This is a genomic window from Shinella yambaruensis, from assembly GCF_050859155.1.
Classification (GTDB): Bacteria; Pseudomonadota; Alphaproteobacteria; order Rhizobiales; family Rhizobiaceae; genus Shinella; species Shinella yambaruensis.
The window spans coordinates 383,196-404,575 of record NZ_CP150640.1 but is presented as its reverse complement, the minus strand read 5'-3'; the positions used below and the strand labels follow the sequence as shown (position 1 = coordinate 404,575).

At 66.1% G+C, this 21,380-nt stretch carries 20 protein-coding genes and 1 riboswitch; of the genes, 12 read left to right on the top strand and 8 right to left on the bottom strand.

The annotated features are described in order from the left end of the window. Positions 1 to 41: 41 nt before the first annotated feature. Positions 42 to 246: riboswitch (cobalamin riboswitch) on the bottom strand. Between the two features lie 391 nt (positions 247 to 637). The 4 genes from WMC41_RS27720 to WMC41_RS27705 form a co-directional block, all read right to left on the bottom strand. Further along, the gene (locus WMC41_RS27720; RefSeq protein ID WP_244770210.1) at positions 638 to 1,144 is read right to left on the bottom strand and encodes an RES family NAD+ phosphorylase; all 507 of its coding nucleotides are present in this window, start codon (positions 1,142 to 1,144) and stop codon (positions 638 to 640) included. Next, on the bottom strand, positions 1,141 to 1,623 hold the full coding sequence (parS, locus tag WMC41_RS27715; protein ID WP_244770211.1) for a type II RES/Xre toxin-antitoxin system antitoxin: 483 nt from the start codon (positions 1,621 to 1,623) through the stop codon (positions 1,141 to 1,143). Before parS ends, WMC41_RS27720 begins: the two co-directional genes overlap by 4 nt. Positions 1,624 to 1,724: 101 nt before the next feature. Beyond that, the gene (locus WMC41_RS27710; RefSeq protein WP_432349637.1) at positions 1,725 to 2,798 is read right to left on the bottom strand and encodes an ROK family transcriptional regulator; all 1,074 of its coding nucleotides are present in this window, start codon (positions 2,796 to 2,798) and stop codon (positions 1,725 to 1,727) included. 53 nt (positions 2,799 to 2,851) lie between these two features. Beyond that, positions 2,852 to 3,502: an SGNH/GDSL hydrolase family protein gene (locus WMC41_RS27705; protein ID WP_432349488.1), complete on the bottom strand. Its 651-nt coding sequence runs from the start codon at positions 3,500 to 3,502 to the stop codon at positions 2,852 to 2,854. Between the two features lie 264 nt (positions 3,503 to 3,766). Between WMC41_RS27705 and WMC41_RS27700 the strand changes: the two genes are divergently transcribed. From WMC41_RS27700 to WMC41_RS27670, 7 genes are all read left to right on the top strand, one after another. Beyond that, positions 3,767 to 4,843: an ABC transporter substrate-binding protein gene (locus tag WMC41_RS27700; protein WP_244770214.1), complete on the top strand. Its 1,077-nt coding sequence runs from the start codon at positions 3,767 to 3,769 to the stop codon at positions 4,841 to 4,843. Positions 4,844 to 4,902: 59 nt separating this feature from the next. After that, a complete protein-coding gene (locus tag WMC41_RS27695) occupies positions 4,903 to 6,396 on the top strand; it encodes a sugar ABC transporter ATP-binding protein (RefSeq protein WP_244770215.1) in 1,494 nt (497 codons plus the stop codon). A gap of 16 nt (positions 6,397 to 6,412) precedes the next feature. Further along, complete coding sequence (locus WMC41_RS27690) at positions 6,413 to 7,387, top strand: ABC transporter permease (RefSeq protein ID WP_432349487.1); 975 nt, start codon at positions 6,413 to 6,415, stop codon at positions 7,385 to 7,387. Between the two features lie 2 nt (positions 7,388 to 7,389). Then, the gene (locus tag WMC41_RS27685; protein WP_432349486.1) at positions 7,390 to 8,340 is read left to right on the top strand and encodes an ABC transporter permease; all 951 of its coding nucleotides are present in this window, start codon (positions 7,390 to 7,392) and stop codon (positions 8,338 to 8,340) included. Between the two features lie 32 nt (positions 8,341 to 8,372). Then, complete coding sequence (locus WMC41_RS27680; protein WP_432349485.1) at positions 8,373 to 9,029, top strand: SGNH/GDSL hydrolase family protein; 657 nt, start codon at positions 8,373 to 8,375, stop codon at positions 9,027 to 9,029. A 224-nt stretch (positions 9,030 to 9,253) separates the two neighbouring features. Then, positions 9,254 to 10,567 (top strand): MFS transporter, encoded by a 1,314-nt coding sequence (locus WMC41_RS27675; protein ID WP_432349484.1) that lies wholly within the window; start codon positions 9,254 to 9,256, stop codon positions 10,565 to 10,567. Positions 10,568 to 10,767: 200 nt separating this feature from the next. Continuing rightward, positions 10,768 to 11,778 (top strand): D-alanyl-D-alanine carboxypeptidase family protein, encoded by a 1,011-nt coding sequence (locus WMC41_RS27670; RefSeq protein ID WP_432349483.1) that lies wholly within the window; start codon positions 10,768 to 10,770, stop codon positions 11,776 to 11,778. 49 nt (positions 11,779 to 11,827) lie between these two features. Here WMC41_RS27670 and WMC41_RS27665 read toward each other — a convergent pair whose 3' ends face one another. After that, positions 11,828 to 13,063 (bottom strand): flavin-containing monooxygenase, encoded by a 1,236-nt coding sequence (locus WMC41_RS27665; protein ID WP_432349482.1) that lies wholly within the window; start codon positions 13,061 to 13,063, stop codon positions 11,828 to 11,830. Positions 13,064 to 13,625: 562 nt separating this feature from the next. On the opposite strand from WMC41_RS27665, the gene WMC41_RS27660 reads away from it, so the two are divergent. From WMC41_RS27660 to WMC41_RS27645, 4 genes are read left to right on the top strand one after another with little or no spacing between them, the layout of a single operon-like run. Continuing rightward, entirely contained in the window at positions 13,626 to 14,693 is a 1,068-nt protein-coding gene (locus WMC41_RS27660) for an ABC transporter ATP-binding protein (protein WP_432349481.1), read from the top strand. Next, complete coding sequence (locus tag WMC41_RS27655) at positions 14,690 to 15,562, top strand: ABC transporter permease (RefSeq protein WP_432349480.1); 873 nt, start codon at positions 14,690 to 14,692, stop codon at positions 15,560 to 15,562. Before WMC41_RS27660 ends, WMC41_RS27655 begins: the two co-directional genes overlap by 4 nt. Further along, positions 15,559 to 16,332, top strand: a complete 774-nt coding sequence (locus tag WMC41_RS27650) for an ABC transporter permease (protein WP_244770223.1) — start codon at positions 15,559 to 15,561, stop codon at positions 16,330 to 16,332. Before WMC41_RS27655 ends, WMC41_RS27650 begins: the two co-directional genes overlap by 4 nt. A 15-nt stretch (positions 16,333 to 16,347) precedes the next feature. Further along, positions 16,348 to 17,397: an extracellular solute-binding protein gene (locus WMC41_RS27645; protein WP_272808333.1), complete on the top strand. Its 1,050-nt coding sequence runs from the start codon at positions 16,348 to 16,350 to the stop codon at positions 17,395 to 17,397. Positions 17,398 to 17,443: 46 nt separating this feature from the next. On the opposite strand, the gene WMC41_RS27640 is transcribed toward WMC41_RS27645, so the two are convergent. Both WMC41_RS27640 and alr read right to left on the bottom strand, forming a co-directional pair. Beyond that, complete coding sequence (locus tag WMC41_RS27640) at positions 17,444 to 18,694, bottom strand: D-amino acid dehydrogenase (protein ID WP_432349479.1); 1,251 nt, start codon at positions 18,692 to 18,694, stop codon at positions 17,444 to 17,446. Positions 18,695 to 18,721: 27 nt separating this feature from the next. Beyond that, on the bottom strand, positions 18,722 to 19,855 hold the full coding sequence (gene alr / locus WMC41_RS27635) for an alanine racemase (RefSeq protein ID WP_432349478.1): 1,134 nt from the start codon (positions 19,853 to 19,855) through the stop codon (positions 18,722 to 18,724). Between the two features lie 125 nt (positions 19,856 to 19,980). Between alr and WMC41_RS27630 the strand changes: the two genes are divergently transcribed. Further along, positions 19,981 to 20,445, top strand: coding sequence for an Lrp/AsnC family transcriptional regulator (locus WMC41_RS27630; RefSeq protein WP_064333838.1), 465 nt, complete (start codon positions 19,981 to 19,983; stop codon positions 20,443 to 20,445). 15 nt (positions 20,446 to 20,460) lie between these two features. On the opposite strand, the gene WMC41_RS27625 is transcribed toward WMC41_RS27630, so the two are convergent. Further along, positions 20,461 to 21,210, bottom strand: a complete 750-nt coding sequence (locus WMC41_RS27625; RefSeq protein ID WP_064334037.1) for an IclR family transcriptional regulator — start codon at positions 21,208 to 21,210, stop codon at positions 20,461 to 20,463. Positions 21,211 to 21,380 lie beyond the last annotated feature (170 nt).

The window sequence follows — 21,380 nt, the reverse complement described above, 5'->3', positions numbered from 1 at the left end:
CCGCTACGGACGGCCGCGCCCGGACACACCCCGTATCCTGGCATGGGTGACCGGCACAGGCAGGTCTCCTGACTTCCGCGTCGTCGCTATCCTCGCCTTCCCGTGCAGAACGCACAGTGGCATCGTGAGGCAAGCTCGGCGGTTACAGTTGCGGGGGCAGCCACGGTCTCGGCCCCTGATGGGTAATCCTCACCGTGTTCCCTTTTCATCCGTCGGGCTGACGGAACCTGTGTCGCGAACAAAGCTTATTGGCGGTTGCGAAGCCCGGTCAAGGGGCATAAGGCCATACCCACAGTCATGGACGACAGAAATTGACCGGGCAACGGCGCCAGCGCCAACGCCGTCAGGATCATGCCACCGGGGAAGGGATACGGCCGGCTCCGCAGGGAGCGAGCCTCATGGGTCCGATGCTTACCGCGCCGAGTTGGGGCCGAGGCGTGCCGTGGTGGGTGCGCTCCCTGCCCTTGTGAACCCTGGTGACGGAGGCCACGAGGTGCGCCGGCACGAGATCGATGCCATAGCGGCCTTCCTGACCCGGACGGCATAGGCCGGTTGGGTCAGTCGTCCCGCCGCCGGTCTTTGAGTGGTCGGCTGGCCGGTGCGCACTCTGCGGGCACGGGAAGGTCGTGCAGGCGCATCAGGCCGTCGATGGATGCAGCCGCGTGTCCAGGGCGAAGCTTTCCTGGAATTTCAGGGCATAGGTGCCCGGCGCGGCGCCTGCGAGAAAGATCAGGTTCCAGCTGTGCGGCGAGACCGCGCTGGGGATCGCGACGAAACGGTGCCGTCGCAGCAGGTCGTCGCCGAAGGCCTGCTGGCCCGCGCCGGGAATGCCCGGGCGCAGCCAGTTGGGATTGGGCACCGTTTGCGGATCGACGACGTGGACATCGCCGATATCGGCAATGACGGCGGCCGTCATGCGATGGGCCACCGTGTCGAGCGCACGAAATCCCTTGTGGACCGCGACTTCGAGGATTGCGGTCGCAGGATCGAGCGAGCAGTAGACCGCGCGCGTGCCCTTGCTGTTCCAGCGGCCGCCCACGCGGTAGGCGCCTTCGCCGCTATCCCAGCTCGGCGCATGGATAGCCTGGTCGAGCCGCCACGCGACCAGCTCGCTCCCGCCGAGCGCGATGGGCAGAACGGTCATGCGTAGACGCCGTATTCCAGGCGGTCGAGATGGTCTTCGACCAGCTCCACGCCGGCAGGCGTGCCGAGAAGGTCGATGGGGCGGCGCTGGTCGAGGCCGATGGCCGGCCGCTCCAGCCATTGCTCGGCTTCCGCCTGCGATCCGAAGATATCCGTCGCCTTTGCGAGGATCTCGGCAAATTTCCAGGTCCGGCCGCTCTGTTCCAGGCTGAGCGGCTTGGAGGGCGTGTCCTTCCGCCGCTGCCAGGTGCGCAGGCTCATGCCCACGGCCTTTTCGAGCGATTCATTCTTGCCGATGAAGACGAGATTGCCGACAAGGTGATCCAGCGCCGATGCGGGCAGGCCGTGCAGAAGCAGTTCATGCGCGTCGAGCGCATTGGTCAGGCGGCGCGACAGGATGCGCGAACCGCCGAGCAGGGCTTCGATTTTCTGCAGTTCGCCACCGGTTGCTGCCTGCGATGCTTTTGCTGCGACGGCCATGGTTATTCTCCGCGTCATCTGTCGCTTGGAATATGTCATCTGTCGCATGCAATTTCAAGGCCTGGATCGCATCCGGGCCGTCTGCGGAATATGGATCCGGCCTAATGCACCATGAAGCGCGAACTGAAGGGCAGGCTTGCGGCGCCGACGGCTTTCGGGGCTGCGGATGTCCTTCCCACGACGGCGCTCACCGAGGGGATTTCCTGCCGGATGAGGCTGCATAGCGCCTCGCAGATCTCGGTGGGGACGAAGGACGAGAGCACGACGGTCTTAAGCTCGATGAATTGCAGGAGGGATTGCGTCAGCTGGATGAGGCTTTCCGCGCAGGCCTGCTGCCAGGCCGCAAGGGCCGGCCCCATGGGCGGCCATGACGAGACCTCTCCCCAGAGGTTTTCCGCCAGCGTGCTGCCGGACGGCAGGGCGCGTTCCAGCGCGAGCACGCCGACATCGTAGCTCAGCGGCGAATTGCCGTTGTAGATCTGGTGGTTGAGCACGAGGCGGCCGTGCAGGCGGGCGCCGAGATAGAAGAACAGGAAATCCTGCAACTGCCGCGCCGTGCCGAACAGGCTTTCGCCACCGGCCGCCGCCGTGATGTCGTTCTGCACGAAAACCGGCAGGCCGAGCTCGGCCTCCAGATGGCGGTGCAGCACGTCATGGTCCGGGCCGGAGCGGATCGGCGGGGTGGGCAGCGCCAGGCCGACGCCGGCGATGCGCGCCTGCCGGCTTTCCGAAAGGCCGGCGATGGCCTGGTGGATTTCGAGCGCCAGGGCTTCCGGTGCGTCGAACGTATCGGCCGCCCTGTGCGGCATCACGCGGTGATGCTGCACATTGCCGATGAAATCGACGACGACGATGTGGGTGTTGCGGTAGCCGACGCTGACGCCGACGGAATAGGCACCCTCGGAATTCAGCATGAGAGGCGTCGTCGGCGGGCCGACGCGGCCCTTCTGCGCGGCGCCGCGCACGACAAGGCCCTCCTGTTCGAGCGAGCGCACGATCACGGAGATCGTCTGCGCCGAAAGGCCGGTCTTCTCGCCGATCTCGAGGCGGGTCGTCGCTTCGTTCTGCAGCAGCAGCGAGAGCACCAGACGCTCGTTGTGGCTGCGCACGCTCAGCGAGTTGAGGCCGCTGGCGCGGTCCGCGATGCGGAGCGGGTTGGGCGGCGCGAAACGCATGTCAGGCATGGGTGCGCTCCCCGGCAAGGGCGATGACGGTGCTGTGGAAACGCCTAGGCATCCGGCCACCCGATCGCCAGCACTTCCTGGGCAAGCGCCTCACCGAGCTGGCGGTGCGCCTGTTCGTCGATATGAAAGCCATCGGCCGGCGAGCACCGGCAGACCGTGCCGGCATCGAAGAAATGGGCCTCCAGCGAATCCGCCATGATCTCGAATTCCAGCGCAAGCCTGCGGGATTTCTCCTGCGCGCCGGAGAATATCGATTCCCATTCCCTCAGATCGTCCAGCATCGGCGGCGGGGCGACGATCATGATCTCCGGATCGTGGCCGGCCGGGCCGGGGGACAGCTCGCGGATGTCGTGCACCAGGCAACCGATACCCATGGCGACCTCGGATGGCGGCATGTTGAAGCGCCGTTTCAGGTCGTTGGTGCCGAGCATGATGATGATGAGGTCGAGCGGCGCGTGGCTCTGCAGGCAGGGGCGCAGATAGGTCCGGCCATTCTTCAAGGCGCCCTCGATCGGGTCGTCATGCACCGTCGTGCGGCCGCTGAGGCCCTCCTCGATGACATGCCAGCCGGGGCCGAGCTGGCCTTCGAGAACGCCGGCCCAGCGCTGTTCCCGGCGATAGCGCTCGAGCGGCCCGCGGCCGGGAATCTGGCCATGGGTGTTGGAATCCCCGAAGCATAGAACGGTCCGCGTCACTGTCTCCTCCACCGGGCCGTATGCCCGTAATTGCGGTTGAGATTTCGCATCCACAGGGGCGATTTGCAAGGACGGTAGATTATTCATTCAGTCTGAATAACTATTGACAGCCGAAAGCGCCAGTGGTTTTGTGTCGGCCGGAGGAGAGTTTCAGGTCGTTTCAAAGGCTGCGGGCGAGCACCGGACATGGGTCGCGGGCTGGTGGTGCCGCATGCCTTCCGGCCGGCCTTGGCCTCTTTGGACGCCAGCTTTTGGAGGAGAAGTATGAGCAGCATCATCAGGAAAATCGGCCTGTCGGTTCTGTTGGCCGGCGTGGTCTTCGCAACGAACAGCCTGGCGCAGGACGTGCCTCTGCTCGACGGCGTGACGACCCGCGCGGACAACAATCCGACGGTGGAAGAGGGCAAATACAAGAAGGATGCCCCCTGGGTCATCGGCATGAGCAGCTTCGGCGTCAACGCCAATACCTGGACGGTGCAGGTGGCACACGAGGCGCAGGCCGCCGCCGACCGCGACACGCGCATTTCCAAGTTCATCCTGCTCGATGCCGGCTTCGACCAGAAGAAGCAGGTCGCCGATATCGAGGACCTGATCGCCCAGAAGGTGGATGCGATCATCGTCCAGCCGGTCACCTCGACCTCGGCCAATGCCAGCATCGAGAAGGCCGTGGCGGCGGGCATCCCCGTCGTGCTGCACACGGGCCGCATCGAATCCGATGCCTATACGACGGAAATCCAGGGCGGCGCCGAGCATTTCGGCAAGGTCATGGGCGATTTCCTCGTCAAGGAGCTCGGCGGCAAGGGCAATATCTGGGTGCTGCGCGGCCTCGCCGGGCACCCGGAGGACACGAACCGCTACAACGGCCTGAAGCAGGCGCTCGAAGGCAGCGAGATCACGATCACCGCCGAGGAGCATGGCGACTGGCAATATGACAAGGCCAAGAAGGTCTGCGAGACGCTTTATCTCAACGACCCCGATGTCGCCGGCATCTGGTCGTCGGGCGCGGACATGACGCGTGCCTGCGTTGACGTCTTCAAGCAGTTCGGCGCCGCCATTCCGCCGATCTCCGGCGAGGGCAACAACGGCTTCTTCGGCCAGTGGATCGCCGACGGCTTCAAGTCGGTCTCGTCCGAATACAGCCCCGCCCAGGGCGCTGCCGGCATCCGCGCCGCCGTTGCCCTCCTGGAAGGCAAGGCGCTCCACAAGCACTACGACTACAACCCGCCGGGCTGGGACCTTGAAAAGGTCAAGAAGTACTACCGCGACGACCTTTCGGCCAATGTCTGGTGGCCGTCGGAGCTCTCCGAGGATCAGCTCAAGCAGTTCTACGCCAAGCAGTAGGCGCGCCGCACGGGAGGCGGGCCATCACCCGCCTTCCGCCATCACGGCGGAGGGAATCCATGTCGCATCTCATTGAAATGTCCGGAATATCCAAGGCATTCGGCGGCAGCGTCGCACTTCGGGACGTGTCGCTGGCACTGGCGCCTGGCACCGTGCACGCCCTGATGGGCGAGAACGGCGCCGGCAAGTCGACGCTGATGAAGATCCTTGCCGGCGTGCATCAGCCGGACAGCGGCGAGATCCGCCGCGCGGGCCGCCCCGTCGCCTTCGCCAATCCGCGCGCCGCGCTGGAAGCGGGCATATCGACGGTGTTCCAGGAGCTGTCGCTGCTGCCCAACATGACGATCGCGGAAAACATGTTCCTCGGTCGCGAGCCGGCCGGCCGTCTCGGCGGCATCGACCGGCGGCGCATGCGGCAGGAGACGAAGGGCGCGCTCGCCCGCCTCGGCCTGACGCTCGATCCGGACATGCTGGTCTCCGAACTGTCCATCGCCGAGCGGCAGTTCGTCGAGATCGCCCACGGTATCGATGCGGATGCCGACGTCTTCATCCTCGACGAGCCGACCGCCGCGCTCAACGCCGCCGACGTCGAGATCCTCAACCGGCATATCCGCGCGCTGCGCGATGCTGGCAAGGCCATCGTCTACATCTCCCATCGCATGGACGAGATCTTTGCGATCTGCGACGTGGTCACGGTGCTGAAGGACGGCCAGCGCGTCGGCACGAAGCCGCTCGCCGAGATGACGCCGGCCTCGTTGATCGCAATGATGGTCGGGCGCGAGCTGCAGGACCTCTTCCCGGAACGGGGCGAAGGAACAGGCGTGGCCGCGCTCTCGGTTTCCGGGCTGCGGCTCGATGCGGCGGCGCGGCCGTTTTCGTTCACGGTCGAAAAGGGCGAGATCGTCGGCTTCGCCGGGCTGGAAGGGCAGGGCCAGCAGAAGGCGCTGCGGGCACTGGTCGGGCAATTCGCGCCCGTTGAAGGCGTGGTGTCCCGGCGCGGCAAAACCATCCGCCTGCCCGTGGCGAAGGAAAGCGGCGTGCGGCATTGGCAGGCGCTCGGCGGGGCGTTCGTGCCCGAGGATCGCAAGGACGAGGGACTGTTCCTCGGCCATTCCGTCGGCCAGAACATCGTCGCGGCGCTGCATGCCGGCCGGCCGGCGCTGAAGGCAGCCAGGCGCTACGGCACCGTCATCGCCGAGACGATGCGCCGGCTGAACATCAAGGCCTCGGGTCCGTCCGCCCCTGTCGGCGCGCTTTCCGGCGGCAACCAGCAGAAGGTGTTGCTGGGCCGTTACCTCGCCACCGATGCCGACCTCCTCCTGATCGAGGAGCCGACGCGCGGCGTCGATGTCGGCGCCAAGGCGGAAATCTACCGGATCCTGCGCGATTTCGCCGAGGCGGGCGGCGCCGTGCTCGTGCTCTCGCGCGAGACGGTCGAGCTCATCGGCCTCTGCGACCGCCTCTACGTGATCCACGGCAATACCGTCGTGTCGGAAATGCGGGCCAGGGATGCGACCGAGCACGGCATTCTCGACGCGGCCCTCAGCGCATGACGGAATGGACCGCCCGATGAACCCTTCTTCTTCCTCCCTCTTCGGAAAATTGCTGGCGGGCCGCGGCAGCCGGCAGGGCCTCTGGCTGCTGCCGCTCGTCATCGCGCTTGCCATGGCGCTCTGGCTTGCGGCGGCCACCAGCCAGTTCGGCCAGTGGAGCAACCTTGCCAATCTCGTCGCGCAGGGCATGCCGCTGCTCATCACCGCGGTCGGGCAGATGTTCGTCGTGCTCGTCGGCGGGCTGGACCTGTCCATCGGTTCCGTCGTCAGCTTCACCACGGCGATCCTTGCGCTCGACCTGCCGGGCGTCATCACCCTTCCCGGCGTCTTCCTGCTTGCCGCGCTGATCGGCGCGACCAACGGCTACTGCATCACCCGGCTCAACGTGCACCCGATCGTCGCGACGCTGTCCATGCAATATGTCGTGCTCGGCATCACCCGCGTGCTGCGCCCGGTCTCGGGCGGCGTGGTGCCGGATGGCGTGCGCTGGATGGTCGAGGGAACGTTTCTCGGCCTTCCGCTGCCGGTCTTCTGGGGCATCGTCACGATTCTTCTCGCCTGGAAGCTGCTCTACGGCTCGCGCTACGGCCTGCATCTCTTCGCCATCGGCGGCGGCGTTGCCTCGGGCTCGAGCGATGCGGCACGCAACTTCGGCATTCCCGCCAGCCGCAACATCCTTCTCGCCTATGTGATCTGCTCGCTCTTTGCCGCTCTTGCCGGCGTGTTCCTTGCCGGGCGCATCGTCTCGGGGGATCCGAACGTCGGCCTGCTGATGGAGCTCGATGCCATCACGGCGGTCGCGATCGGCGGCACGCAGCTTTCCGGCGGCGTCGGCAGCCTGCATGGCACCATCATCGGCGTTGCGGTGCTCGCGCTGCTCTCCAACGGCATGAACCTGCTCAACGTTACCCCCTTCGTCCAGACGGCGGTCAAGGGCGTCCTGCTCCTGGCGGTCGTCGCGCTCCAGTCGCGCAAGAAGATCGGACTGTGACCATGTCGGCTTTCGTCAGCTCGCCTCTCTTCCGGCGGATTTCCAAGGTCCCGCCATCCTATTACCTGCTCGCCGCGCTGCTCGTCATCCTCTTCGTCGCGCGCCCGCAGATGCTCAACGCCAATGTGCTCGGCGTCTTCGTGCGCCAGGTTGTGCCGCTCGGCATCCTCGTGCTCGGCCAGCTTCTGGTGATGCGGGTGAAGTCGATCGACCTGTCGGGTGGCGGCATCATCCTTCTCATCAACTATTGCATCTCGTCCGGCATCTTTCCCGGCGCCTCGCTCGGTTTCTACGTCGCGCTCGCGCTGGCGACCGGCCTTGCCATCGGCCTCTTCAACGGCCTGATGGTGGCCAAGCGTCGCGTTTCGGCGGTCATCGTCACGCTGGCGCTCTCCATCGTGCTCGTCGGCTTCGTGCAATACCTTTCGAGCGGCAAGCCGCCGGGCGACGTGCCGAAAATCTTCGGCGAGCTGTTCAATACCCGCTTCATTGGCCTGCCGAGCCCGGTTCTCTTCTGGATCGCGCTCACCGCGCTGATGGCGCTGCTGCTGTCGCAGACCGTCTTCGGCCGTTTCGTCGCCGCCGTCGGGGAAAGCATGCCGGCCGCGCATTTCTCCGCCGTGCCGGTGGAGCGCACGGTGATCCTCGCCCACACGCTCGCCGGCCTCATGGCCGCGCTTGCCGCGCTCGTCCAGACAGCCTCCATCGCCGTCGGCAGCGTGCGCGTCGGGCTCGACCTGCCGATTCTCTCGGTCGCCGCGACCATTCTCGGCGGCGTCGTCTTCGGGCGGGGCGAGGGCGGCGTCTGGGGGCCGTTCTTCGGCGTGCTCTGCTTCGCCTTCCTCTTCGTCGTCATGACGATGTTCGGCGTGGGCGACGCCGGCAAACTCGTCGCCCAGGGCCTGATCATCCTGCTCGCGGCCATTTTCTACGGCCTTCGCGCCGGCAAGTGACAACAACCGACAGCCATTCAAGGAGGACGTCAATGGCGGACAAGCGCTCAATCCTGTGCTTTGGAGACTCGCTGACATGGGGCTGGATCCCGGTGAAGGAATCCGCACCGACCCTGCGCTATCCCTATGAGCAACGCTGGACCGGGGCCATGGCCGCAAGGCTTGGCACGGGCTACCATATCATCGAGGAAGGCCTCAGCGCCCGCACCACCAGCCTCGACGACCCGAACGACACGCGGCTCAACGGCAGTGCCTATCTTCCCGCCGCGCTCGCCAGCCACCTGCCGCTCGATCTCGTCATCATCATGCTGGGCACGAACGACACGAAATCCTATTTCCATCGCACGCCCTACGAGATCGCGAACGGCATGGGCAAGCTCGTCGGCCAGGTGCTGACCTCGGCCGGCGGCGTCGGCACGCCCTATCCGGCGCCGCGGGTGCTCGTCGTCGCCCCGCCGCCGCTGGCGCCGATGCCCGACCCGTGGTTCGAGGGCATGTTCGGCGGCGGCTACGAGAAGTCGAAGCAGCTGGCCGGCCTCTACAAGGCACTTGCCGATTTCATGAAGGTCGAGTTCCTGGCCGCCGGCGACCACGTCGCCACCGATGGCGTCGACGGCATTCATTTCTCGGCGGAAACCAATATCAAGCTCGGGCACGTCATCGCGGACAAGGTCGCGGCGTTGTTCTGAGCAAGGCCACTCCGGCTCCTCCCCGGCCGGAGTGGCACCTTCCCAGGCCTCGTTCCTGTCGAATGTCGGCAGGGTCGGCCGCTGTCGCGCCGCATCATGTCATTTGAATGCTTGCCGCTGCGCTTCCCGGTGGATTTCCTCGCACAGGCAATTCCACCGGTCCGGCCGGGCGGCTAAGGTGCCGCTGCCATTGCCAGGGGACTGCACATGCGGAGAGCGGCCGAATGACGACAATCACAGTGGACGCGGTCCTCGACCGTGCCGGCGCCGGGGCCTATCAGCGGCGGCTTCTGGCGATCTTCGGCCTGGTCTGGACGGCCGATGCGATGCAGGTGCTCGCGGTCGGTTTTACGGCGGCATCGATCGCCGCCACGTTCGGCCTCACGGTTCCGCAAGCCTTGCAGACCGGCACGCTATTCTTCCTCGGCATGCTCGTCGGCGCCGCCGGTTTCGGCAGGCTTGCGGACCGCATAGGCCGGCGACGGGTTCTGATCGTCACGGTCGCCTGCGATGCGCTCTTCGGCACGCTGTCGGTCTTTGCGCCGGATTTCACCATCCTGCTCGTGCTGCGGTTCCTCACCGGCGTGGCCGTGGGCGGTACGCTGCCCGTCGACTATGCGATGATGGCGGAGTTCCTGCCGGCCAGGAACCGCGGCCGCTGGCTGGTCATGCTCGAAGGGTTCTGGGCCGTCGGTACGCTCATCGTCGCGCTTGTCGCCTGGGCCGTCAGCCTTGCCGGCATCGCGGACGGCTGGCGCTACATCTTCGCGGCGACGGCGCTTCCGGCGCTCATCGGCATCGGCTTGCGCTTCCTGGTGCCCGAATCCCCGCTCTACCTCTTACGCCTCGGGAAGACGCAGGAGGCGAAGGCCGTCCTCGACAGGATCCTCGTTGCCAATGGCAAGGCGCCGCTGGCGGCGGATGTGCCCCTGGTCTCGCCGCCCGTCGTCGGTAAACCCGGCATCTTCGGCGCCGATCTGCGCCAGCGCAGCCTGATGATCCTGGCGATCTGGTTTCTCGTCTCCGTCTCCTATTACGGTGTCTTTACCTGGCTGCCGCCGAGGCTGGCGGGAGAGGGCTTCGGCTTCGTCCGGGGATACGGCTTCCTCGTTTTCCTCGCGCTGGCCCAGATACCCGGCTATGCGCTGGCCGCCTACGGCGTGGAGACATGGGGACGCCGGCCGACGCTGACGGGCTTCTGCCTGCTGTCGGCGCTGGGATGCCTGCTGTTCGTCGTCGCCGGAACGGGGACGCTGATCGGTGCGTCCCTGTTGCTCATGAGCTTCGCCCTGCTCGGCACCTGGGGCGCGCTCTATGCCTTTACCCCGGAGCTCTATCCCACGGCATCGCGGGCGACAGGCATGGGCACGGCAGGCGCCGTGGCCCGGCTCGGCGGCTTGCTGGCGCCGTCCTTGACGGGGCTTGTCGTGGAGCAGAGTTTCGGCCTTGCCATCGGCATCTTTGCCGGCCTTCTCGTCGCCGCAGCGGTCGCGGCTTTCCTGATCGATGCGGAAACGCGGCAGGCATCGCTGGCCTGAACCGGCCCCAACCCGGCGAAATCCTGCGGCAAAGGCGGGGGCGGCGAAGCGCTGCCTGCTCCGCCTCGGCGCGGCACAGCCGGCGTCGCGCTACAGCAAACCCTTGTGCTGCCGGGGCGCATCATGCCATTAGGACGTCTTCCTGCGGAGACTGGTACATGATCAAGAACACAATGGCCGGACGACCATGGAAGAGCCTGGTGTTTGTTGCATCCCTTTTCCTGTGGACATCGGCACATGCAACGCCCGTGCTCGTCGTGGATGCCGACAATCATCGGGTGCTGCATGCGGAGGATGCCGGGGTGCCTTGGTATCCCGCCTCGACGACCAAGCTCATGACGGCGCTCGTCGTGTTCGAAGCGATCCGCGCCGGCGAGGTGACCCTGACGACACCCGTCACCATGACCCGCAACGCAACGAAACAGGCCTTTCTGGAATCCGGCCTCACCCTCGGGCGGACGATGACGCTCGAAGACGCGCTCTTTGCCATGATCACCGCTTCGGCAAACGATGTCGCCGTGGCGCTGGCGGAGGCGGTGGCCTCCGATGAGGCCTCCTTCGTTCGACGCATGAACGAGACGGCGGCGCGCATCGGGCTCACCGGCACGCATTTTTCCAATCCGAACGGCCTGTTCGACCGGAAGAACTATACGACGGCGCGCGATCTTGCGGTTCTCGGCATGGAAGTGGACCGGCTGTTCCCGGAATATCGCCGCTTCTTTCTGGCGTCGGCCGTCACGATCGACGGCAAGGAGATCAAGTCGAACAACCTGCTCTTGACCCGCTTCAGCGGCACCATCGGAATGAAGACCGGCTTCCTGTGCGCATCCGGGCGGAATTTCGTCGGACTGGCGACGCGCAATGGAAAACGCGTGATGGTGGTCGTTCTGGGTGCAACGACCGAACGGGAACGCAACGAACGGTCGGCGCAATACCTGACGGAGGCCTTCGATGGCCGCCTGTCTTCCGATGCGGGACTTCTGGAAGACCTTAAGAACCGGACCGATGTCGCGCCGCAGGACATGCGCATCCTTCTCTGCACCGACAAGAGCGCGGCCTACGAGGCGAGCCGGAACGCGCTCTATCCGATGGGCCTGCCGGGTCACGAGACCTATCTGCAGGATGAGGTGCCGGGGCAGGTCCGCGTGATCAGCACCTGGGCCGTGGACAAAGCGGACGACGTGCCGATACCCACGCGTCGTCCTTCCTGACCGCTGCAACGAACCGCTTGGCGGCACCCGCCCTCCAAAGGGCGGCCCTTCATGAGGATGCGGCCTCGCGTTGCCGGGCGATGTGGCCTGCCAGATGGTCGGCATCGTGCCAGACGCCCCAGATGAAGGACGAGGCGCGCCTCGACAGCCAGGGCAGGCCGAGGAAATAGAGGCCCGGCACCTTGGAGACGCCGCGCTCGTGCACCGGCCGTCCCTTGTCATCGAAGGCGTCGATCTTCATCCAGCCGTAATCGACCGCATAGCCGGTCGCCCACAGGATCGTCGTGACGCCGGCCTCGCGGAGGTCCAGCGTGAGCAGCGGATCGGTCACGCAGGCCGGGTCGGGCTCCAGGATGCGCGCAGCGGGCTCTTCCGGCAGGTCGAGGCCGTTGCGGGCGGCATAGTCGTCGGCGCGGTCGAGCAGGGAGAGGTAGTTGGCGTCGCCGAGCGCGATGTTCCGGGCGAGATCCGGCGCGAATGTCATCACGCCGTCCCGGAAGGCCTCGGCGCGGCCGACGAGCGTCATGCCGCGCGCCGCGAGCCGGCGGAAGTCGACCGTCTGCCCGCCATAGGCACCGCTGACCGCGATCGTGACATGTTCCGTATTGGGGGCGGGAACCTTGAGGTCCCAGATGCCGAGCGCGCCCAGCCACCAGCAGAAGTCGCGCCCGCGATAGCGCCGCGGCGGACGGTCGTGCGGGCCGACGGAGAGATAGACGCGCCGGCCCGCGCGCAGCAGCTCGTCTGCGATCTGCGTGCCGGACGAACCGGCGCCGATCACCAGCACCGCACCTTCGGGCAACTGGTCCGGATTGCGGTACGTGTTGGAATGCATCTGCCGGATGCGGGCCTCGGCCGGAACGACGGCCGGGATGACCGGGCGCTGGAAGGCGCCGGTGGCGGAGACCACGCGTCTTGCCTCGATCACGCCATCGGACGTCTCGGCACGAAAGGCGTCGCCCTCCTTGCGCAGGACCCTGACCTCGACGCCGCAGCGGATGGGCGCCTTGATCCTCTCGGCATAGGTGACGAAATAGTCGGCCACCTGTTCCTTGGAGGCAAAGGCGTCGCCGTCGAGCCCTTCGAAGGTCATGCCGGGGAAGCGGTCGTGCCAGGCGGGGCCGTTGGCGACGAGGGAGTCCCAGCGGGCGCTGCGCCAGCTTTCGGCAATCCTGCCTTTTTCGATCACGAGATGGGGAACGCCGCGTTTGCCGAGATGCTCGCTCATCGCGACGCCGGCCTGGCCGGCACCGATGACGAGCGTGTCCACTTTTTCCACTGGCATGCCGCTTTCCTCTTCCCTTGCCGAAGCGTCGACCTTGCAGCCGACCCATGCCGATTTGTGTAGTGGAAGGCGAAAGAGGCGGACATGAGCGTTTGGTTCAGCGCTGGTTAGGCGGCCGCTAAGCTCGCCCCTGGATCATGATTTATGTATACAATTATTCTCTGCTTTCATTGAATAAAACCGGAGATTTGTGAGCGAGCTGGGCTTCTTCACCCGCCGTAGGTTCGCACGCCGTACATTTTTCAGCAGAAGATTTTCGGAGAACGACTCGCTCCGTACAAAAAGGTGGCCTCAGATTGGAGACGCCAGGATGGGGTTTCATATCATATCGTGCACGCTTAACATTTGAAAAATAATAAAAAATCTAAGGATCTTGGATGGTGGCGCCGAGCCGGGAGCGGCTGGCTGCTTCTTTTCCGGGGCTCGTCTCGAAGTGGAAGCGGAAAGGTAATTCTGGCCATCCCAGGCATAATCGCATGCATGATTGTTGCAAATATTTGCATACAATATTGACAGATGTGATAGCTTGTAGGACGCTTGGTCAAATGGCCAAGAGGAAAGCATGACCCAGGTGCCCCCATCCCCAGCGGTTTCGATCCGGACGGTTTCCAAGAGCTTCGGCAAGGGAATCTATGCCTTTCGCGTGCTCGACGATGTCTCGCTCGACATAGGACGGCGCGAGTTCTTCACGCTGCTCGGGCCGTCTGGCTGCGGCAAGACCACGCTGCTGCGGCTGATCGCCGGTTTCGAGACGGCCGATAGCGGCGCCATCGCCATCGAGGGCGAGGACGTCACGGCAAGGCCGCCGTTTCACCGTCCCGTCAACACCGTGTTCCAGAGCTATGCGCTGTTCCCGCACCTGACGGTGGAGCAGAACGTCGCCTTCGCGCTCGAGGAGCAGGGCATGGCGCGCGATGCGATCCGCAGGCGCGTCGGCGAGGCGCTGGAGATGATGCGCATGGGTGCCTTCGCCAGGCGTCGCCCGGCCGAGCTGTCCGGCGGCCAACAGCAGCGCGTGGCGCTTGCCCGCGCACTGGCGCCGCGGCCGCGCGTGCTCCTCTTGGACGAGCCGCTTTCGGCGCTCGACCTGAAGCTGCGCAAGGAAATGCAGATCGAGCTGAAGATGCTGCAGGAGGAGGCGGGCATCACCTTCCTCTTCGTCACGCACGACCAGGAGGAGGCGCTGACGCTCTCCGATCGCGTCGCCGTCATGCAGTCCGGCAGGATCCTCCAGATGGGGCCGCCGCGCGAGATCTACGAGGCGCCGACCCACCGTTTCGTCGCCGACTTCATCGGCGACATCAACCTGCTCGATGGCGAGGCGCTGCCGGGCGGCGGCGTTCGCCTCGACAGCGGCACCGTGCTGCCGACCGCTCATGCCGCATCCGGCCGGGTGACGGTCGCCATCCGCCCCGAGCGGGCGCGGCTGGTGCCGGCCGGCACGGGGGCGCTGGAGGCGACGCTCGTCCATTCCGCCTATCTCGGCACTGCCATGCTGCACAAGCTCGAGCTGCCCGGCGGCGGTACCTTCCTGCTGCGCCAGTCCGATCCCGCCGAGGCCGCGCCGGAAGCGGGACGCCGCGTCGGCCTTTCTCTGCCCGGCGAGGCGCTGCGGGTGCTCGCGCAATGAGCGTCGCCTTTCGCCGTCTCTGCCTCCTGTCGCCGGCCCTTCTTGTCATCCTGCTTTTGGTCGGCGTGCCGCTGTGCCTCATGGCCTGGGTCTCGCTGCTCGACAAGGGCGGCAGCGCCGGGGTCGACTGGTCGTCCGCTCCCTCGGCGGCGAACTATGTGCGCCTCGTCTGGGAGGAGGATTTCGACGGAACGATGATCCTCAACACCGGCTATCTGTTGATCTTCCTGCGGTCGGTGGCGCTCGCCGCCGTCACCACCGTGCTCAGCCTTGCGCTCGGCCTGCCGGTGGCACTGTGGATGGCGAGCCTTTCGCGCACCGGGCGCGACGTCATGCTACTGCTGATCACCATTCCGTTCTGGACGAACCTTCTGGTGCGCAACTACGCCTGGCTGATCATCCTGCGCGAGGACGGCTGGGTCTCGCAATTCGTCAACATGCTCTCGCCCTCGCCGGTGCAGCTGCTTTACAACGATGCGGCGGTGGCGATCGGGCTCACCTATTCCTTCCTGCCCTTCACCATCCTGCCGCTCTACACGGTGTTCGAGAAGTTCGACTGGCGCCTGCTGGAGGCCGCGCACGATCTCGGCGCGACGCGCCGGCGGGCGCTGCGCCGGGTCGTGCTGCCGATCGCCACGCCCGGCATCGTGGCGGGCGCGCTGCTCGTCTTCATTCCCTGCCTCGGCGCCTTTGTGACGCCGGCGCTGCTCGGCGGCGGCAAGACGCTGATGCTCGGAAACATCATCCAGATGCAGTTCGGCGCCTCGCGCAACTGGCCCTTCGGGGCAACGCTCGCGGTCGTGCTGCTCGCCATCATGCTCGTCGTGATGACCGCCATGGCGCTCTGGCGCAACAGGAGGACCGCATGAGCCCGCGGCGTTTCCCCTTCACGCGCGAAACCGCGCTGCTCGTGCTGGCCTATCTCTATGTGCCGGTCGCGGTGTTGATCGTCTATTCGTTCAATGCCAATCGCACGGCGACGGTCTGGACCCATGCCTCGGTGGACTGGTACGGCCGCATCCTCGTCAATCCCTCGATCCAGGCGGCGGCCTGGAACTCGCTGGTCATCGCGGTCTGCGCCGCCACGGCCGCGACCGTCCTCGCGCTGCTGGCGGCGCTTGCGACCCGTCGTGCCTTTCTCGGCCGCGGCGCCTCGGAGGCGGTGCTCAACATGCCGCTGATCCTGCCGGAGATCGTGGTGGCGGTCGCCACGCTCATCCTTTTCGTCTCGCTCGGCGTGAAGCTCGGGCTCGGCGCGATGGTGGCGGCTCACACCGCCTTCTGCATCCCCTTCGCCTACCTGCCGATCCGCGCGCGGCTGGAGGGCATCAGCGGCACCTACGAGGAGGCAGCGCACGACCTTTACGCCAACCGCGTCCGCACCTTCCGCCGGGTGACGATGCCGCTGCTCTGGCCCGGTGTCATGGCCGGCTTCACGCTCGCCTTCGTCACCAGCCTCGACGACTTCCTGACCTCGTTCTTTCTCGCCGGCCCCGGCATGACGACGCTGCCCGTCTACATCTTCTCCGCCATCCGCGCGGGCATCTCGCCGGAGATCAACGCGATCTCGGCGGTCATGCTGGTCGTCTCGGTCCTGCTCGTGTCGCTTTCGTTTTTCCTCGGCCGCCTGCGCCGATAACCTGGAGGAGCTGCAATGTCCCTGAAATCCTGCCTCGGCGCGGCCTTTGCCGCCGTCGCCCTTCTTGCGTCGCCCGCGGGCGCGCAGGATGCGGAAAAGACGCTCTATTTCTACAACTGGACCGACTACTACCCGGTCGAGCTTCTGGCGAAGTTCGAGAAGGAGACGGGCATCAAGGTCATCCTCGACGGCTATGACAGCAACGACACGCTGCTCGCCAAGCTGCAGTCGGGCGGTGCCTCCTACGATGTGATCGTGCCCAGCGACTATGTCATCCCCGGCCTTGTCAAGGACGGGCTGCTGATGAAGATCGACACGCATGCCATGTCGAACTACGCCCATATGAAGGACGCGTTCAAGAACCCGGAATTCGACCCCAGGCACGAATATTCCGCGCCCTATCTGTGGGGCGTCACCGGCCTTGCCTATGACAGCGCCCAGGTGCCGGGCGGCACGCTGGAGCCGAGCTGGAAGGAGTATTTCGAGCCGCGGCCGGAGCTCGCCGGCAAGATCGCCGCGCTCGACACCGCAAGCGACGAGATCCTCGCCGCCTCGCTCTATCTCGGCATTCCGCAGTGCACGGAGAGCAACGAGGATGCCGCCCGCATCCTGGCGCTGCTGCAGGCGCAGAAGGAGAAGCTGAAGCTCTACAGCTCCGACAGCACCGTCGACCGCATGGCCTCGGGCGAGGTGGCGATGCACCATCTGTGGAACGGCGCCACGGCGCGGGCCACCGCCCAGCGCGATACGATCCGCTTCCTCTATCCGAAGGAGGGGACGCCGATGTTCCGTGACAATTTCGCGGTTCCCGCCAATGCGCCCCATCCGGAAAACGCGAAGATCTTCATCAACTGGATGATGGCGCCGGAAAACGCCGCGGCCGTCTCCAACGCCATCGCCTATGCCAATGCCATGAAGTCCGACGAGTTCCTGAGCGACCAATGGCGCAAGATGGATGCCATCAACATGCCCGAGGATTTTGCCTCGCGCCTCGTGGCCACGCAGGATTGCAACGGCAAGGCCCGCGAGCTGCGCGACCGCATCTGGACGCGCCTGAAGGGTTGACGCCGCAGAGACCGCGCGGCCCTTCGCGGGCCGCGCCGGTGCGACTTCAGGCGTAACGCGCGACGGCGAGGTCGGTGGCGTCGATCTCCGGCTTCCGGCCGGAAACGAGGTCGGCGATGACGCGGGCCGAGCCGGAGCTCATCGTCCAGCCGAGCGTGCCGTGGCCGGTGTTGAGGAAGAGGCCGGCGACCTTGGTCGGGCCGATGACGGGCGTGCCGTCCGGCGTCATCGGGCGAAGACCGGACCAGAAGCTCGCCTTCGACACGTCGCCGCCGGGGAAGAGATCGGTGACGGAGTGCTGCAGCGTCAGGCGGCGGGGTTCGCCGAGATCGTTGGTATAGCCGGAGATCTCGGCCATGCCGCCGACGCGGATGCGGTCGCCGAGGCGGGTGATGGCGATCTTGAAGGTCTCGTCCATCACGGTCGATTCCGGTGCGCGCGCGGCATCGGTGATCGGGATCGTCAGCGAATAGCCCTTAACCGGATAGACCGGCAGGCGGATACCGTGCGGGCGAACGAGGAGCGGCGAGAAACTGCCGAGCGCGACGACCACGGCGTCGGCCGCGAGCACTCCATGGGCGGTGACGACGCCGCGGACACGGCCGCCGTCCACGTCGAGCCCCCGGATGATGCTGCCATAGTTGAAGGTGACGCCGAGCGCCTCGGCCTTCGCCGCCAGCGCATTGGCGAACTTGAAGCAGTCGCCGGTCTCGTCCTTCGGCGTCAAAAGGCCGCCGACGATCTTTTCGCGCACATGTTTCAGCGCGGGTTCGACGCGGATGCAGCCCTCGGGGTCGAGCACTTCATAGGGAATGCCGTCGGCGGCGAGTGCCTTGACGTCCTTGGCCGAGGCGTCGAGCTGGGCCTCGGTGCGAAAGAGTTGCAGCGTGCCCTGCATGCGCTCGTCATAGGTTATGCCCGTTTCCGCGCGCAGCGCGGCGAGCGAGATGCGGCTGTAGTCGGCAAGGCGCAGCATGCGGCTCTTGTTGAGGGCATAGCGGGCCGAGGTGCAGTTGCGCAGCATCTGCGTCATCCAGGACAGCATGGCCATGTCGACCTTGGGGCGCAGGATCAGCGGCGCATGCTGCATGAACAGCCACTTCATCGCCTTCATCGGAATGCCGGGCGCGGCCCAGGGCGAGCAATAGCCGAAGGAGACCTCGCCGGCATTGGCAAAGCTCGTCTCCAGCGCTGGGCCGGGCTGGCGGTCGACGACCGTGACCTCGTGGCCGGCGCGGGCAAGCTGGTAGGCCGAGGTGACGCCGACGATGCCGGCGCCGAGAACGATGACTTTCATGATGTCCTCATTGGGGAAGAAAATGGCTCAGCGATACTGCCGCCGGTAGCGTTGGCCGAGGCCGGTCAGGATTTCGTAGGCAATGGTGCCGGCATCGCGCGCCACGTCCTCAAGGCCCTGGTTGGGGCCGAGGATCTCGACGCGGCTGCCGAGCGTGAGGCGGCCCTCCGGCAGGGCGGAGATGTCGATCGTGATGCTGTCCATCGACACGCGCCCGACGATGGGCAGGCGCACGCCGTCGCAATAGGCAGCGCCCCGGCCCGAAAGGCTGCGGGGCAGGCCGTCGGCATAGCCTGCGGCGATGGTGGCAAGGCGCGCCGGACCGGCCGTGACATGGCTGGCGCCGTAGCCGACGCGCGTGCCGGTGGGCACGCTGCGGGTTTGCACCACGGCGACGTCGAGGCTGACGACCGGCTCCATCGGGTTCGCCCGGCCGGTGGTCGGCGCGCCGCCATAGAGCGCGATGCCGGGGCGGGCAAGCACGCCGTGATAGGCCTTGCCGAGAAAGATGCCGCCCGAATTGGCAAAGCAGACGTCGAGGCCGGGAAATTCCGCCGCAACGCGCTCCATCTCTGCGCGCTGGTCTTCGTTCTGTTCGCTCTGCGCATCGTCGGCAGAGGCGAGGTGGCTCATCAGGAACAGGACGTCAATGCCGCCGCCGGCGCTGACGAGGCCGGCGAGCGCTGCGCGCTCTTCCGGCGGCACGCCGAGGCGCGACATGCCGGTGTCGAATTGCAGTACCGCCGGCAGCGTGCGGCCGAGGGCCTTCGCCATGCCGCTCCACGCGTGCCACTGTTCCAGCGAATTGACGACCGGTACGATATTGTCGCGGGCACAGGCGTTTTCGTTGCCGGGCTGCAGGCCGTTCAGCACGAAGACCGCGGCGTCGGCCGCCAGAAGCGGGCGCAGGCGAAGCGCCTCGACGAACTGCGCGACGAAGAAGTGGCGGCAGCCATGGGCGTAGAGTTTCTCGGCCACCCGGCCGGCGCCGAGCCCGTAGGCATCGGCCTTGACGACGGCAGCGGCGCGCGCCGGGGCGACCTCGGCGGCGAGCTTTTCATAGTTGCGGGCGAGCGCCCCGAGATCGATGCCGAGATAACCCGATGCACCGTCGATCACGGTCGTTCCGCCGGTCCTGTCCCGTAGTATGCCGCCGTCCATCCCAAGCCCCCTCAGTTGCGCGAAGCCTAGTGAAACGATCGTGAAATTGCCGAGGAAACAGCGATTGATTGTTGCGTCAAAGCATGATTTTTGAACGAAACGACGACGATTTGGAATGATCTGCCATGGCCGCCCTCGACGCGATCGACCGCAACATCCTCCGGCTCCTGCGGCTTGATGCGCGCATGAGCAATGCCAGCCTTGCGGCCGATGTCGGCCTCTCCCCGTCCGCCTGCCTTCGCCGGATCAAGCTGATGGAGCAGGCGGGCGTCATTCGCGGCTACACGGCGCTGGTGGACACGTCGAATGTCGAGGCGAGCATCGCCGTCATCATCAACATCACGCTGGAGCGGCAGACGGAGGATCATCTCGATCGCTTCGAGGCTGCGGTGCGCAAGCATCCGGAAATCCGCGAATGCTTCCTGATGACGGGCGGTTCGGACTACCTGCTGCGCGTCGAGGTGGCCAATGCGGGCGAATTCGAGCGCATCCACAAGGAAATCCTCTCGGCCATGCCGGGTGTCTCGCGAATCCATTCGAGCTTTGCGATCCGCAACGTGCTGGCGACGCGGCCGCGGGGGCGGCGGTAGGCGGAACCCCGGGCGTCAGGTCCGGCCGCCGTAGTATTTCTCCGCGATGCCGCGGGCGGCGGCGGCGGCCTTGCGGCCGATCTCATGCATGCGGGCCATGTCGGCGCGCGCGGTCGGCGCCGCCACCGCCAGCGCGCCCATCGGCCGCCCGCCGGGCGTGAGGATCGGCGCTGCGGCACTGATGACGCCGATCTCGAAGCCCTGCTGGCTGATCGAATAGCCCCGCTCCACCGTTTCGCGCAGGAGCGTGCGCACGGCGTCCGCATCCGTGGCCGTATGGGCGGAAAAGCGCTCCAGCGGCCGCGCCAGCGCGCGGTCGATCTCGCCGGGCGGTAGGAAGGCGAGATAGGCGAGCCCCGAAGCGGTGGCATGGAAGGGCAGCACGGCCCCGGGATCGACGATCACGCGGTGCGCCTGCGCGGAATCCTCCACATGGATGGTGGAGAGCCGCCCGCCGGAAAATTCCGACAGGTGCACCGTCTCGCCGGCCTCTTCCGCCAGCGCCTTGACGAAGGGGGCGGCCACGGCGACGAAGGGGAAACGCGCCTGGCGCAGGCGCGCCAGGCGGACGGGTGCCGCGCCGAGGCGGTAGCGGCGCGTCTCCTCGTCCTGTTCCACGAAGCCGTGTCTTTCCAGCTCCACCAGAAAGCGCCGCGCTGTCGCCTTGTCGAGCGCGGAAAGCCGCGCGAGGTCGCTGAGGCCGATATCCTTGTCGAGTTCGGAAATCAGGTCGAGGAGGGAAAGGGCCTTTCCGATAGTGCTCATGCTGCGCTCCGCGGCGTTGTGTCTGTCATCCCGCAAGGGTCAGTTCCTGCTGCCTGCCATTCCTGTTTCCGCACGCTCGACCAATCGAGATACTTAACATGAGAAATAACTTGACGGCGGAACTGGCTTTTGCAAATCTATAATTAAAATACTGGTTCAAATAATGAACC